At 51.1% G+C, this 14,054-nt stretch carries 14 protein-coding genes; 9 read left to right on the forward strand and 5 right to left on the reverse strand.

The window, feature by feature from the left end; all coding sequences use genetic code 11:
- Positions 1–4 precede the first annotated feature (4 nt).
- The 3 genes from CGC65_RS29275 to CGC65_RS29285 are packed head-to-tail and all read left to right on the forward strand — an operon-like array spanning position 5 to position 4,757.
- Entirely contained in the window at positions 5–1,330 is a 1,326-nt protein-coding gene (locus tag CGC65_RS29275; RefSeq protein WP_002569081.1) for a complex I 51 kDa subunit family protein, read from the forward strand.
- Positions 1,315–4,032, forward strand: a complete 2,718-nt coding sequence (fdhF, locus tag CGC65_RS29280) for a formate dehydrogenase subunit alpha (RefSeq protein WP_002569082.1) — start codon at positions 1,315–1,317, stop codon at positions 4,030–4,032. The genes CGC65_RS29275 and fdhF overlap by 16 nt, the downstream gene beginning before the upstream one ends.
- Before the next feature lie 17 nt (positions 4,033–4,049).
- Positions 4,050–4,757: a formate dehydrogenase accessory sulfurtransferase FdhD gene (locus tag CGC65_RS29285; protein WP_002569083.1), complete on the forward strand. Its 708-nt coding sequence runs from the start codon at positions 4,050–4,052 to the stop codon at positions 4,755–4,757.
- Positions 4,758–4,767: 10 nt separating this feature from the next.
- Here CGC65_RS29285 and CGC65_RS29290 read toward each other — a convergent pair whose 3' ends face one another.
- A complete protein-coding gene (locus tag CGC65_RS29290) occupies positions 4,768–5,721 on the reverse strand; it encodes an AEC family transporter (RefSeq protein WP_002569084.1) in 954 nt (317 codons plus the stop codon).
- A 366-nt stretch (positions 5,722–6,087) separates the two neighbouring features.
- Here CGC65_RS29290 and CGC65_RS29295 point away from each other — a divergent pair, with 366 nt between their 5' ends.
- Genes CGC65_RS29295 through CGC65_RS29310 form a run of 4 tightly spaced genes read left to right on the forward strand, consistent with a single transcriptional unit; the run spans position 6,088 to position 8,327 of the window.
- Positions 6,088–6,408 (forward strand): PadR family transcriptional regulator, encoded by a 321-nt coding sequence (locus CGC65_RS29295; RefSeq protein ID WP_002569085.1) that lies wholly within the window; start codon positions 6,088–6,090, stop codon positions 6,406–6,408.
- Entirely contained in the window at positions 6,405–7,235 is an 831-nt protein-coding gene (locus tag CGC65_RS29300; protein WP_002569086.1) for a DUF1700 domain-containing protein, read from the forward strand. Before CGC65_RS29295 ends, CGC65_RS29300 begins: the two co-directional genes overlap by 4 nt.
- Before the next feature lie 4 nt (positions 7,236–7,239).
- Positions 7,240–8,115: a DUF4097 family beta strand repeat-containing protein gene (locus CGC65_RS29305; protein ID WP_002569087.1), complete on the forward strand. Its 876-nt coding sequence runs from the start codon at positions 7,240–7,242 to the stop codon at positions 8,113–8,115.
- A 26-nt stretch (positions 8,116–8,141) separates the two neighbouring features.
- A complete protein-coding gene (locus CGC65_RS29310) occupies positions 8,142–8,327 on the forward strand; it encodes a PspC domain-containing protein (protein ID WP_002569088.1) in 186 nt (61 codons plus the stop codon).
- Positions 8,328–8,333: 6 nt separating this feature from the next.
- On the opposite strand, the gene CGC65_RS29315 is transcribed toward CGC65_RS29310, so the two are convergent.
- Together CGC65_RS29315 and CGC65_RS29320 are read right to left on the reverse strand one after the other, a co-directional pair.
- Entirely contained in the window at positions 8,334–9,680 is a 1,347-nt protein-coding gene (locus CGC65_RS29315) for a sensor histidine kinase (protein WP_002569089.1), read from the reverse strand.
- Positions 9,677–10,402, reverse strand: a complete 726-nt coding sequence (locus CGC65_RS29320) for a LytR/AlgR family response regulator transcription factor (RefSeq protein WP_002569090.1) — start codon at positions 10,400–10,402, stop codon at positions 9,677–9,679. The genes CGC65_RS29315 and CGC65_RS29320 overlap by 4 nt, the downstream gene beginning before the upstream one ends.
- A gap of 185 nt (positions 10,403–10,587) precedes the next feature.
- Between CGC65_RS29320 and CGC65_RS29325 the strand changes: the two genes are divergently transcribed.
- Together CGC65_RS29325 and CGC65_RS29330 are read left to right on the forward strand one after the other, a co-directional pair.
- On the forward strand, positions 10,588–10,953 hold the full coding sequence (locus CGC65_RS29325) for a response regulator (protein WP_002569091.1): 366 nt from the start codon (positions 10,588–10,590) through the stop codon (positions 10,951–10,953).
- A gap of 18 nt (positions 10,954–10,971) precedes the next feature.
- On the forward strand, positions 10,972–12,009 hold the full coding sequence (locus CGC65_RS29330) for a GGDEF domain-containing protein (RefSeq protein WP_002569092.1): 1,038 nt from the start codon (positions 10,972–10,974) through the stop codon (positions 12,007–12,009).
- On the opposite strand, the gene CGC65_RS29335 is transcribed toward CGC65_RS29330, so the two are convergent.
- Positions 11,958–13,145, reverse strand: coding sequence for an acyltransferase family protein (locus CGC65_RS29335; RefSeq protein WP_002569093.1), 1,188 nt, complete (start codon positions 13,143–13,145; stop codon positions 11,958–11,960). The two genes, CGC65_RS29330 and CGC65_RS29335, sit on opposite strands and share 52 nt — an antisense overlap.
- A complete protein-coding gene (locus tag CGC65_RS29340) occupies positions 13,126–13,965 on the reverse strand; it encodes a helix-turn-helix transcriptional regulator (protein WP_002573026.1) in 840 nt (279 codons plus the stop codon). The genes CGC65_RS29335 and CGC65_RS29340 overlap by 20 nt, the downstream gene beginning before the upstream one ends.
- Positions 13,966–14,054: the final 89 nt, after the last annotated feature.

A 14,054-nucleotide genomic window follows, 5' to 3' on the forward strand; every position in this document is an offset into this window, starting at 1 on the left:
TTACATGGAAATACAAGAATCTGTTTTATTAAGACGCGTGGGCAGAATGGACCCTGTATCTGTCCCTGAGTTTGAAGCTCTGGGAGGATTTTCAGGCATACGCAAGGCTCTGTCCATGGAAAAAGAAGAAATCCTGGAAGAAATCAGCCGCTCCAACCTAAAGGGCAGGGGCGGCGCCGGTTATCCTGCCGGGCGGAAATGGAAAAGCTTATACAGGATCGAAGGGGATACAAAGTATATTGTATGCAATGCGGACGAAGGAGAGCCCGGCACCTTTAAGGACCGGGTGCTGCTGGAAGAAACGCCCCTGAGCGTCATAGAAGGCATGCTCATTGCGGGATATGTATTCGGCTCTAAACAGGGTTATATCTACATACGCGGAGAGTACCGCAGGATACAGAAAATTTTTGAGACAGCCCTTGAAAATGCAGAGGATGCGGGATACCTGGGAAAAGATATCCTGGGAGTTCCGGGCTTTGATTACAGCATCACCGTGGTTTCCGGAGGAGGAGCCTATGTATGCGGCGAGAATTCCGCCATGCTCAACTCCATTGAAGGGAAAACAGGGCGTCCCAGAATCAAACCGCCTCATCTGGCCGAAGTAGGTCTGTACGGCAAACCCACCCTGGTCAACAATGTGGAAACGCTGTGCTGCGTGCCCATCATCCTTGAGGAGGGCAGCCAGAAGTTCCTTTCTTACGGCACAACTGAAAGCGGCGGCACCAAACTGGTATCCATAAGCGGTCATGTCAAAAACAGAGGCGTGTTTGAGGTGGGCCTTGGCATTTCCCTGCGCCAACTGATAATGGATGAGAAATACGGCGGGGGCACGTCTACAGGCAGAAAACCCGGATTTTTCCACATGGGCGGCCAGTCCGGCCCCATCGGCTTTCCCGAACAGCTGGATACACCCTATACATATGAGACCCTGGCTCCTAAGGGGCTGGCAGTGGGTTCCGGCGCCATTGTGGTCCTGGACGACAGTGTCTGTATCGTGGAATATATACAGAAGGTCTTTGAATTCTTTGTCCATGAGTCCTGCGGAAAATGCACTCCCTGCCGTCTGGGCACGACCCGTATTCTGGAACTCCTCACGGATTTCGTGGAAGGCAGGGCTAAGGACGGGGATGTGGAGCGCCTGGAATACATGGCCCGGCAGGTGTCCCAGCTTTCGGCCTGCGGCCTGGGCCAGTCTGTGAATGTTGCCCTGATGTCTGCCCTCCGCCACCGCAGAGGCGACTTTGAAGCACATATAAACGGAGGCGCCTGTCCTGCGGGAGCCTGCGCATGTCATGAAAACGGGAGGAATAAAGCATGTCTCACCATATAGATCCGGATACCAGGATACATATTGAAATTGACCATATACCATGCGAGGTGGCGCCGGAGACCACCATACTTTCAGCTGCCGCCGGGCTGGGAATCCAGATACCCACCTTGTGCTATATGAAAGAACTGGCTCCTGACGGCTCCTGCCGCATGTGCGTGGTGGAAGTAGACGGCGGGCGGAAAAAAGGGCTTGTCACTGCCTGTTCCGAGCACTGCACTGAAGGCATGGTCATTTCCACCCGCTCAGAAAAGGTGATGGAAGCCAGGCGCTTTGTCCTGGACCTCCTTATGAGCAACCACCGGGAGCACTGCTTCTCCTGCCCTCAGAACGGCTCCTGCAAGCTTCAGGATTACTGTATGGAGTACGGCGTGGAGTATACCAGCTATGACAGTGGAAAGCGGGTAAACGCCCCAAAGGATACGTCCAATCCATTCTTTGAATACAATCCGGAGCTCTGCATCATGTGCCGGCGCTGCGTACGGATATGCGAAGAGCTGCAGTGCAGAAACGTAATCAGCCTGAAGGACCGCAGCTTTGATACCATCATCACCACTGCCTACGGCAGGCCCTGGTCTGAGACCACCTGTGAATCCTGCGGAAACTGCGTTTCCCACTGTCCCACAGGAGCCCTGTCAGCCAAGGACCACAAAAAGTACCGCAGCTGGGAGGTCAGGAAGGTCAGGACCACATGCCCCCACTGCGCCACCGGCTGCCAGATGGATCTGCTGGTCAGGGACAACCGCATCGTGGGCGCAGAACCGGCTGACGGGCCGTCCAACCACAATCTGCTGTGTGTAAAGGGCAAATTCGGTTCCTACAAATTCGTGGGTTCCGGCGACCGTCTGACCCATCCCCTCATACGAAGGAACGGGCAGCTTGAACAGGCATCCTGGGATGAAGCCCTGGATTACATGGCAGAACAGTTCAGGGAAATCCAGAAAAAGTACGGCAATGACGCTATCGCCGGTTTCTCCTGTTCAAGAGCACCCAACGAGGACAATTTCGTGTTCCAGAAAATGATGCGCGCTGCCTTTCGCACCAACAACGTGGATAACTGCGCCCGTATCTGCCACTCTGCCTCTGTGACCGGTCTTGCCATGACCCTTGGTTCCGGCGCCATGACCAATCCCATTGCGGATATTACAGGGGATGTGGATGTGATTCTCCTTGTAGGCTCCAATCCAACCGAAGCCCATCCCGTAGCAGGCACTCAGATACGCCGCGCAGTCAGGCGGGGCACCAAACTGATTGTGGTGGATCCCAGGAAAATTGACCTGACAAATGACGCGGCCCTGCACCTGCAGATAAAGCCGGGCACTAATGTGGCCTTTGCCAACGGTATGATGCACATTATATTAAAGGAAGGCCTGGCTGATATGGATTTCATATCCTCCCGGACAGAAGGCTTTGAAATCCTGGAACAGATTTTAGAGGATTATCCCCCTGAGAAGGTGGCCCAAATCTGCCACATCCGTCAGGAGGACCTGATACAGGCTGCCCGGATGTACGCAGGCGCCCGCAAGGCGCCCATCATATACTGTCTGGGCGTAACAGAGCATTCCACTGGCACAGAAGGCGTCATGAGCCTTTCCAACCTGGCCATGATGACCGGTAAACTGGGCAGGCCAGGCTGCGGCATCAACCCGCTGCGGGGCCAGAACAATGTACAGGGCGCCTGCGATATGGGATGCCTGCCAACAGATTTCCCCGGCTACCAGAAGGTGGCCAACCCGGACGTCATCCACAAATTCCAGACAGCGTGGAGCGTGGAATTAAATACCAGGCCCGGCCTTACCTCCACCGAGGTTTTCCCGGCAGCCATAAAGGGCAGCATAAAGGGACTGTATATCTTTGGCGAGGACCCAATCGTGACTGACCCGGATACAGGACATATTGAAAAAGCATTAAAGAGCCTGGATTTCCTGGTGGTCCAGGAACTTTTCATGACAGAGACAGCTGCCTACGCTGACGTGGTTCTTCCGGGCGTCAGCTATGCTGAAAAGGAAGGCACCTTCACCAACACGGAGCGCCGTCTCCAGCGGGTCCGCAAGGCTGTTGAACCAGCGGGGCTGGCAAGGGATGACATACAGATATTCTGCGACGTTATGGGCAGGATGGGATATCCCTGCCATTATGACAGCGCAGCCCAGGTCATGGATGAGATAGCCTGCGTAACCCCGTCCTACGGCGGAATCAGCCACGCCAGGCTGGATGCGGGTGAGAGCCTGCAGTGGCCCTGTCCCTCCAAAGATCATCCGGGTACGCCCATTCTCCATGCGGGCAGATTCTCCAGAGGGCTTGGATATTTCTATCCCGCTGTTTACAAGGAATCCAGGGAGCTTCCGGATGAGGAGTACCCAATCCTGCTGACCACAGGGCGCATGCTCTACCACTATAACACCCGTGCCATGACAAAACGGACCGAGGGCCTGAATGAAATCTGCAGCGAATCCTATATCGAGGTCAACGAGGAGGATGCTAAGGTCCTTGGCATCAGCCATGGAGACAAAGTACTTGTGTCCTCCAGACGCGGCCGGATTACCAGCACCGCGCGGGTGGGACAGAAAGTCAGCCCGCAGGAGGCCTTCATGACCTTCCACTTCGCGGACGGCAATGTGAACCGGATTACCAACGCTGCGCTGGACGACCTGGCGAGAATCCCAGAATATAAAGCCTGCGCAATCCGAATCCAAAAAGCGTGATGGAAAGGAATATAAACATGATGGAATTCACGAAACAGTATCCTGTCATACGGTATGAAGACGGCAGGGAAACGCCTTCCATGGACGAAGTGCTGGCGGAATGTTCCCTAAACGTCCATATCAACGGCCGCTGCACCGAAGTCCTTCACTGTATTCCGGAATATCTGGAGGAGATGCTCTTAGGCAGGCTTTATACCTCAGGCGTCATCTCCTCCCCTGAGGATATAATGGATTTAAGCATCCGTCCGTCTCTTAACCGGGCGGATCTGAAAATCCGGGAAACGGACCGCACCATGGTCCGCCTCCCGGATTTACACATCTGTCCTGATCACATACTCTCTCTGTCACAGCACCTTCTGGATGCCTCGGAGCTGTTTCGCAAAACCGGCAATGTCCACAGCGTAATGCTGTGCCGTGACTGTGCGGTCCTTTACATGACAGAGGACCTGGACCGAAGCCGGGCCTTTGAAAAAACAGTGGGCCGCGCCTTAAAGGACCGTGTGGATTTTGCAGGCACCAGTGTATATACCACAGGCCGGATTCCGCGCCCCATTGCAGAAAAGGCCATATGGGCAGGCATACCTGTCATTGTATCCCGCTCCGCACCCACAGACCTTACCCTGGAGCTGGCTGCTGAATACAATCTGACTGTCATCGGATTTGCCCGCAGAAACAGAATGAATATCTACCGTACATCCCGGGATGGTTCAGCCACCCCTTCTTAACCGTCCCCTGTCATGCCAGATATGTAATCACAGGAATGGTGAGCACGGACAGGATGGAGGTCAAAGCAATGCTTTTGGCCGATATCCTTCCATCCGTGGCGCCATATTCCTTCTCAACCAGCATAACCACGCTGCCCACCGGCATTGCAATCAAAAGAATAAAAATTCCATAAGAAACCTTGTCAACAGGCAGCATTCTCATAAACGGTATGCAGACTGCCGGTATGACCAAAAGGCTGATAAAGGCAAAGAGAAGCTGCTTTTTGTCTGTTACCAGGGACTTTAAGTCCGACTGGGCCACCATGATGCCCACAGTCATCATGGATAAGGGCACTGCCGCGTTTCCCATGCTGTCCACAAAATCAGCTGCCGGCTCCGGCACCCTTATGTGAAAGGCAAATATAAAAATTGCCGTGATACAGGCGCCCATTCCGATATTGAGCATCTTCTTCCAGGGAAGCCCGGCCCGTTTTGCCGCTTCCTTTCCAGCGTCTTCGCAATCATCCCTTGTCCCCATAGCCAAAAGTATGCCGTAAGAATAAACCAGAAGATTATAACCAACAATATAAAATGCCACGAATATTACAGCCTCCTCACCGTACAGGCTGCGCACCAGCGGGATTCCCATAAACCCCAGGTTGGGAAATATCATCATGAGACGGTAGCTGTTTACCTCCCCCGGCAGAAGCCTCATCATCTTTGTGAACAGACGGCTCAGGACAATGAGCACCAGAAAAAACACGGCCACCAGAACCAGGTTCTCTGCTACCATGCGGGGACTGTATGTGATTTTCTTATTCAGTACTCCGGATATGATGAGACATGGGTTAAAGATATTAATGATAACCGAGGACAGGCTCTTAGAGCCGGACTGTGAGACTATGTGCGCCTTAAAGGCAATAAAACCTGCCAACATCATAAAAAACAAAACCAGCATCTGCCCGGCAATGATTCCTGCGTTCATTTCTATTACCTGCTTTTTATCTTGATTGTTCCATTGTAGCTGATTCCATTCTTATTTTCAATCATTACTCCATAAATTAGGTTGAGCCGGTAAGAAAGGCCCTCTGCCAATCCCACCGGCTTATTATGTATGGTATCTATATTAAAAGCTCTGACTGCTTGTTTATGTCTTATAGTATACCGGCTATTTGTGTCTTAAGTTTGACTGATTGGTAAATTGTTTCTAAAGAGGCTTAAGAAAATATAACAGAATCTTTTGAATTTCTTGTGTTGACATATAATACTATATGCTGTATAGTATAACTATATTATATATTGTATAATATGATGCAACTAATAATATTGTTTTTAGAACAGAGGGGTGCTTATGATATTTAACACTGGCTCCGCGCTTTTAGACGCTATTGTGCTGGCAGTTGTCTCTAAGGATGCGGAAGGGACTTATGGATATAAAATCACCCAGGATGTCCGGCAGGCCATTGATATTTCGGAGTCCACCTTATATCCGGTGCTGAGACGCCTCCAGAAGGAGGACTGCCTGGAAGTGTATGATATGGCCATTGACGGCAGGAACCGCAGATATTACAGGCTGACGGAAAAAGGCAGGGTACAGCTGAATTTGTACCGGGGGGAATGGGTAACTTATTCACAGAAGATATCCCAGATATTTAAGGAGGCGAAGCTATGACCAGGGATGAGTTTATGAAGGAGCTTGCATATCTTCTGCAGGACATCCAGGATGAAGACAAGGACGATGCGGTCCAATACTATACAGATTACTTTGAAGAGGCCGGTCCTGATAAGGAAGCAGAGGTCATCCAGGAATTAGGAAGCCCTGAACGGATTGCCGCCATCATCCGTGCTGACATAGCCGGACATCTGGAGAGCGGCGGAGAATTCACAGAACAGGGATATCAGGATGAGCGGTTCCGTGATCCCGGCTATGCCATGGCAAAGCGTCTGGACCTGCCGGAAGAGCAGGAGAGCGGCGGCCAGGGAAGCGGCAGCCGGGGACAGGGCTATAACCGGGAACAGAACTTTGACCGGGAACAGAGCTTTGACCAGAAACGCGGTTTTAACCATGGCCCGGAGCAGACTTATACAGAGGAGAACAATGGAACTTCCAATCCCCCTCCGCCCAGGACCAGCAAGGTGATAAAGCTCATATTATGGGCTGTGCTCATCATTGTGGCCTTTCCCGTGTTCCTTGGTGTTGGCGGCGGTCTGCTGGGTCTGGCCGCGGGAGTCCTGGGCATTCTGACAGCTGTCCTGGTGACACTTGGGGCCACCACCTTTGCAGTGCTCCTGGGCGGTATCGTTATGCTTCCCTACGGTGTGTTCCACATGTTTTCCCATCCACTGGATGGACTCATGGCCTCCGGCACAGGATTAATACTGCTGGGCGCCGGTGCCCTGTGCCTGGCTCTATCCGTACTGTTTTACGGGAGGTTCATCCCCTTCATTATACGAAGTATCGTAAATGGGCTTAGCCGCCTGCTTCACCGAGGGAGGTAATAAAATGAAGAGATTCGTAAAAATATGCGCCATCACCGGACTGATACTCCTTCTTCTTGGCCTGGGCATCACTGCCGTTTCAGCCGCCATGGGAGGACGGTATACAAACAGCCTGCCGTCCCGCCTGGCCTCCAGGGTATGGCACAACCACATGCCATGGCTGGTCCGCTGGGGGGATGACCGGGCGGATGACTGGGATGACCGGGATGACTGGGATGCCTGGGATAACTGGGATGACTGGAATAACCCGGATGACCCGGATGATACAGACCGCTCCCCCGGCTCCTCACAGATAAAGACGGTATCCGATCCCTCCTATGCACAGGCCAGAAAACTGGATGTGGATATAGACAAAGGGGTAATCCGCGTTTTAGAAAAAGAGGGTATTTCCCAAATCCAGGTCAATGTACAGGATACCTATAACCGCACACAATGCTACATGGATGAATTCACACTGAAGGTTAAGAGGGAATCAGGACGCAGCCGGAGCAATGAGGCTCCTCGAATCGAGATTCTGATTCCGGCCGGATACGGGCTTGACAAATTGTCCCTGGATCTGGGCGCCGCGGAGTGCACGGTCCTTGGTGTCACTGTCTCCAAACTGGAGATTGACACAGGAGTTGGCGCCATTACATTTTCAGGCACTGTCAACGGGGATGTGGAAATCGAGACAGGGGTGGGAGATGTGACCCTTAACCTGACCGGTTCCCAAGACGGGTACAATTACCAGGTGGAGTGCGGCGTGGGAAGCATTGATGTGGGCGCTGAACACTACAGCATGCTCTCACACGAAACTCACATCAACAACAAGGCTCCCTACACCATGGAACTGGAATGCGGCGTGGGAAACATTGCTGTAAACTTTGACCAAATCTTATAGATTCCTACAGAAAAGGAGATAGAACTATGGATAAGAAATTATACCGTTCAAACATAAATAAAATGCTCTGCGGCGTATGCGGAGGCATTGGAGAGTACTTTAACATTGACCCCACCATCATCCGCCTTATTTGGGCCATCTTTGCCTGCTCCGGCCCCGGAATCATAGCTTATTTTGTGGCCGCCATCATCATTCCCCTGGCTCCAAACTAAGGCTGGCTAATTATCCGCCTTTTCCGGGATCTGCAGCCATACGGAGGCATAAAACATACCGGCTTTTTGTTCAAATAATGTATCTCCTCCATACCTGTCCGCAATTTCCCGGATGGAGGATACGCCGATTCCCACCCCTTTCCGCTTGGAGGAAAGGGGTGTTTTTCCGTCAGCGTCAAACGGCACTGTCCCGGAACAGGTGTTATCTGTCAGAAATACCAGGCTGCTGTTTTTCCTGAATATCCGCAGCCGGATGGAGCATTTACCATTCTTCTCACGCAGACAGGCCTCCACCGCATTTTCCAGCAGGTTGCCCAGTATCACCGTCACCTCCGTATCCGGGACAGGACATTGCTCCGGGTAGTCCGCCTGGGCTTCAAAACGGATTTTATGCCTGCGGGCCTGGGAGGCATAGTAGCAGATTAACGCATTGATTACCTGGTTGCGGCAGTATATTTCTATGATATCAGGAGGCAGCTCTGTCTTATAAATCTCAATATACTCGGACAGACCCGCCCTGTCATTCCTCTCTATGTAGGACTGAACCACGGCCAGATGCTGGCGCAGGTCATGGCGCGCCTTTTTCATTTCCTCCATATGAGCTGATACGGTTTCATACTGCTTTTTCTGGGCCAGAAGGCTCCGGTCCGCATACTTTAATTCCTCCTCCAGCTGTGTCTTTCTGCGGGATATTTCTAACACCTTCAAAAAAACATAGGACACATAGCAGGTTCCAAGCAGCATCAGATACCTGGAAATCAGGAACTGCCAGGAAGCATAGGCATACACATCCTGCACCGTGCAGTACAGCATGCCGAACAAAGTGGAAAACAGCGGAATCTTCCACATGTACTGCCACATCTTCCTGTCCTCCATCTTCAGGGCTTCCCTCACGGTATGTCCCAGAAAATGGAGTATAAAGGGATAGGTGATAAGCAGAATCGCCACCCTGGCCGTATTATAGATGAGATACGGATGTCTGTCTGAAAAGTCCCAGAAAAACCGGCTTTCAATGAAATTGGCATTGCCAAACACAAAAAAGGACCAGGACATTAAAAGCAGGTATGTGAACATAAGCTTCTGGAACTGCTCTCTGATTAATAAAAATGAACACATCAGATTAAACAACATAAAACCATACCGCATCAGGGTAGTCCAGCGGGCAGCTGCCTCATAACCTTCCTGATTGATAAGATAGAAGGCTGCGCTGTTCACGCACGATACCGCTGTCAGCAGCACCACCACATACCTGTACCGGATTTTTAATTTATCCCTGTGAATCCAATACCTGGGAAGGCCGAAGGGTATAAAATCCAGAAATGGAAACAGTAATATCATGGCAGTATCTATCATAACAAATCCTCCCCCCTTGCCCGCCGGAACATGTACTGTGAAAACCGGCTCTTGATTTCCTTATGGTCCCGCTTGCGAAACGGAACACGTTCACCGGTATCCATAAGGAATTCCAGCTCCTCCATGCGCCTCACGCGGTCCATGTTAATGATGAGTCCCCTGTAACAGGGCAGGAATTGGGGATAGGCGGATAATACCGCCTCCAGAAACGCAATGGTCACACGGTATCTCAGGACTCCCCGCATATCCGTATGGATCTGCACATAATGGCCGTCCCGGTCACACCAGAGGATTTCCTTTAACAATATCCTGTCATCACCCAGGGCAATGAAACGGGCATTCATTATCTTCTCCAAACGGGCCAGTCTCATGGTTTCCCCGAACGCCTCATATGTAAAGGGTTTTATGAGATAACCGCAGGCCCTGACCCCATAGCTGTCCACTGCATGGTCGCAGCTGGTGGTAACAAAAATAAGGGCAGCCTCCTCATCCACCCTCCGTATCTCCCTGGCAGTGTCCATGCCAGACATCCCCTCCATATACTGATCAATAAAAATTACATCATATACCTGAGGCCGGAAGGCGTCAAGGAACCTGGTCCCGCTTTCAAACTCATCCAGTTCCGGCTCCTCCCCCTGGTAATTTTCACGTATATAGCGCAGAAGATATTCCTTTATCTCCTGTCTGCACACCGCTAAATCGTCTATAATGGCAACTTGCATAAAATCCTCCCCCCGTACCGGCAAGAAATGCTTTCCTGATTTCATTTTACAAAAAACAAATCCGTATGGCAAATGCAAAATCGGGCCAAAACCTGCAAAATGAAGCCACCCCATTGAAAATATGGCAGAAAAACGTTATGTTTGAATTAAATCTAAGAACCCATATACGAAAGGGGGAGCACGGCATGGAAATCATCATATGTGACGACAACCTGTCAGAACGATCCTTAATGATAGATTACATTCTTAAATGGGCCTCGGAAAAACACCTTGAAATACAGATTAATACCTGTAAAGACTGGATGGAACTGGCCGCTGCCCTGGAAGGAAGGGAATGGGACATAGTCATCGTTTCCCTGGACGGCGTGAGAGGCCTGGATACCGCATCCAGCGCGCAGCCGCTCTCCAGAAGGCTTATCTGGATTTCCGACCTGGATTTCGGAGTACAGGCCTACAGAATGTGTGTGAGCTACTTCTTCATGAAGCCGGTCAGCTGTCAGAAAATGCAGCGGGCTCTGGAGTGTGCTCTGAAAGGGCAGGGCACAACGTGATATCTGGAGGGATGTAAAATGAAACAGAGACAGCATACAGACATTTACAAAAAGACGCGCAAACAGCTGGAGCAGGAAAATTGTGCCCTGCAGACCCTGGCGGAACTGGATGGACTGACCGGACTGTATAACCGCATCACCATGGAACGCAGGGTGGACGACCATCTGTGCCGGAAGCAGCCGGGAACCATGATCGTTCTGGACCTGGACCATTTCAAACAGGTAAATGACCGTTACGGCCATATTGCCGGGGATATGCTGCTGTGCACCATTGCCAATGTGCTGAAAAAAATGTTCAGCGGCCGCAATCTGGTGGGGCGTGTGGGAGGAGATGAGTTCGTAATTTTCATTCCCTCTGTTCTGGACGACCCAATGACAGCCGGAGAATGCCTGCGGATTCAGGAGCGGTTCCGCGAAGTGCGGCTGGGTGATTCCATCCTAATTAAGCTGTCCATCACCATAGATAGTGCAGACAGCCGGACCTGCACCAAATACCGGGATATGTTTGACTGCGCGGATCAGAAAATCATGGCAAAAAAGCGCCTTCGCAATCTAAAGGATGACACCGGCCTCATATCCCCGTCCAGGGAACCGGCCGGCATACAGCCCGATATGAGTCTGATCGCCATGGAAATGGAGGAAAAGGAAACCCAGCCAGGAGCCTACTGCCAGGATTATGAAACCTTTAAACAAATCTACCGCCTGGAAGAACGGCGCCTCAGAAGGGATAAGAAAAGAGCTTTCATCATATTGTTTACCCTGACAGATAGAAATAACGGTTTTCTCCCCCTGGACAAAAGGGATGCTGAGATGGATATTCTGGGGGAGAAAATAAAACAGAGCCTGCGTATGGGAGATGTGTACACCAGATACAGCAGCTGCCAGTACCTGGTAATGGTGCTGGATGTGTCCATAGAAAATGTGGGAGTCATCGCGGACCACATCTGCAGCGCCTACTACCAGATGCATCAGGAAACAGCTGACAACCTGATTCTGCACCACAGTTACCCTTTAAAGCCGGCACGGGGACGGCCCAGGGCCTCCCGTCCCCAGTGAAGCCTTAACCTGTCAAATATCCACTGGAACAGCAGCGGCAGCACAATGGCCCATATAAGATAAACCACCCTGAACTGAGGCAGAGCTTTGGGGAAATAGCAGTACCAGAGGTCTGCCTTATACTGTTCAAAACTGAATCCAGGAAAGAGGGCAGTGTACTTTGCCAGTGCAGCGAACAGGGTTTTAAGAACCATGAGAGCCATGATATGATGCATCATCACCGCATATGTATGGCTGCCAAAATACCTGATATACCTGCCCTCCCCAAATGCTCCGGCCAGGATGCGGGATACCCTGAGCCAGAACGCGATTCCCAGTGCAGCCGTGACATAGGGCATCAGGATTCCTGTAAAACCGTTGCAGAAGGCCACGGAGTAGATGAGGGGGCGGCCGGACATGGCCAGAAGCAGCCAGGCAGCCAGGATAATGCCAAAGTACAGCCCATGGTCTGCCCTGTCTCCTGCCTCCAGTTTTTCCTTATACAGGGTACCTGCGCCGTAGCAGGGCAGCAGGAACATCATACGCACCAGCGTAAGCCATCCGCCCTGATACCGGCCGGAAAATGCCAGAAGGATGCCCCATACCCCTATGGACAGGTACAAAAAAAACACTGCATATTCAGAATCCACCCGCTTTAAAAGGCGGCGTAAAAGTACATTGGCCATTTCCACCAGAAACAGGGCCGGCACAAACCAGGCAGCCAGATTATATTCAAACTGATGTCCTGTGATAAATGGTTCCACAAACAGATTCCATAAGCTCAAATCTCCCCCGAAGGCAAAGCCGGCTCTGTGAAGCCCCTGGACAATCATGCCATAAATCAGATTGTACACCATATACGGCCCCAGCAGACGGATTATTTTTTTCTTCGTATAGGCACCCAGCCGATGCTCGCTTCCCTTTTTGTAAAAATACCCGGAGATAAAGGCAAACAGGGGCATGTGAAAGGAGTAGTAGGGCACCAGTCCCCCGATGTCCAGATAACTGTTATTGAGATGCCCGTCCACCACAAAAAACATACCCAGGGCCGACAGGATGCAGAACTGCATATTGAACCCCGCATAGGGCTGCCCCTTCGGCATCTTTGCAGCCCGGTTCCCGCCGGGCCGGGCCGTATCAAATCGTCCTTCTGCCATGTCCGGCCTCCGTCTTATACATTTTCCTGAAATTCGATGGCGTCATTCCCATGACCGACTTAAACACCCTGTTAAAATGAGTGATGTTAGAGAATCCTGTGTCCCGGCTGATTTCCGTGATATTTTTATTGGTTTCCATAAACATCCTCTGGGCATTCATGACCCGTGTAACATTCACATACTGGATAATGGTGCTGTTGGTATACCGCTTGAACTCCCTGCACAGATAGTAGGGACTCACATAGGACATCTGGGCCAGCTGGTCTATGGATATGTCCTCCTGGTAATTCTGGTGGATATAGCTGATTACATCTGTTATCCGGTTGCGCTTTTCCGGCTTCACCGGTGTCTGAATGTTTCTGGCAATGGTCAGTAAGGCCATGTTTAACAGGGTATGGATATAGTCCTCATGATAAGCCTGAGGGTCGTCCTGTTCCTTAAGCAGGTCATCCAGCATGCGGTGCACCACCTGCTTTTCCCGCTGGTCCGGCTTATATACCCCGGTTCCCTTTTCCAGCACCTTTAACAGCTGCACGGAGTCCACTTCCTCCTTAGAAAAATACACCAGAAGCCGCTTAAACGGCACATTCTCCTGGCCGTAGGAATGGTGCATCACATAGGGGGAAAATATAAGGAATTCTCCCGGATGGATGCAGTAAAGACGGTCCTGGATAATGTGAAACCGTTCTCCTTCCTCCAGATAATATAATTCAAAATAATCATGATAATGGGACTTTGACATATTGTCATTGACTCCCTGTATGCGTTCGCCGGCAATGCTCCTTCCCTGAGCCATCATAATTCCAGCCTGGTCTATCAATCCGTTTTCTCCCTTCTTTGGTACATATATCCAATTCCCATGTTTTTATATACGTAAAACACACGGAAACACCATAGCGCTTCCAAATT

The organism is Enterocloster bolteae (genome assembly GCF_002234575.2).
Classification (GTDB): Bacteria; Bacillota; Clostridia; order Lachnospirales; family Lachnospiraceae; genus Enterocloster; species Enterocloster bolteae.

Bases quoted from the DNA above. Each gene is read 5' to 3' on its own strand.
- CGC65_RS29320 (WP_002569090.1), bottom strand. From the start codon at position 10,402: ATGCAAGTTGCCATTATAGACGATTTAGCGGTGTGCAGACAGGAGATA.
- fdhF (WP_002569082.1), top strand. From the start codon at position 1,315: ATGTCTCACCATATAGATCCGGATACCAGGATACATATTGAAATTGAC.
- CGC65_RS29325 (WP_002569091.1), top strand. From the start codon at position 10,588: ATGGAAATCATCATATGTGACGACAACCTGTCAGAACGATCCTTAATG.
- CGC65_RS29330 (WP_002569092.1), top strand. From the start codon at position 10,972: ATGAAACAGAGACAGCATACAGACATTTACAAAAAGACGCGCAAACAG.
- CGC65_RS29295 (WP_002569085.1), top strand. From the start codon at position 6,088: ATGATATTTAACACTGGCTCCGCGCTTTTAGACGCTATTGTGCTGGCA.
- CGC65_RS29335 (WP_002569093.1), bottom strand. From the start codon at position 13,145: ATGGCAGAAGGACGATTTGATACGGCCCGGCCCGGCGGGAACCGGGCT.
- CGC65_RS29290 (WP_002569084.1), bottom strand. From the start codon at position 5,721: ATGAACGCAGGAATCATTGCCGGGCAGATGCTGGTTTTGTTTTTTATG.
- CGC65_RS29310 (WP_002569088.1), top strand. From the start codon at position 8,142: ATGGATAAGAAATTATACCGTTCAAACATAAATAAAATGCTCTGCGGC.
- CGC65_RS29275 (WP_002569081.1), top strand. From the start codon at position 5: ATGGAAATACAAGAATCTGTTTTATTAAGACGCGTGGGCAGAATGGAC.
- CGC65_RS29305 (WP_002569087.1), top strand. From the start codon at position 7,240: ATGAAGAGATTCGTAAAAATATGCGCCATCACCGGACTGATACTCCTT.
- CGC65_RS29315 (WP_002569089.1), bottom strand. From the start codon at position 9,680: ATGATAGATACTGCCATGATATTACTGTTTCCATTTCTGGATTTTATA.
- CGC65_RS29285 (WP_002569083.1), top strand. From the start codon at position 4,050: ATGATGGAATTCACGAAACAGTATCCTGTCATACGGTATGAAGACGGC.
- CGC65_RS29300 (WP_002569086.1), top strand. From the start codon at position 6,405: ATGACCAGGGATGAGTTTATGAAGGAGCTTGCATATCTTCTGCAGGAC.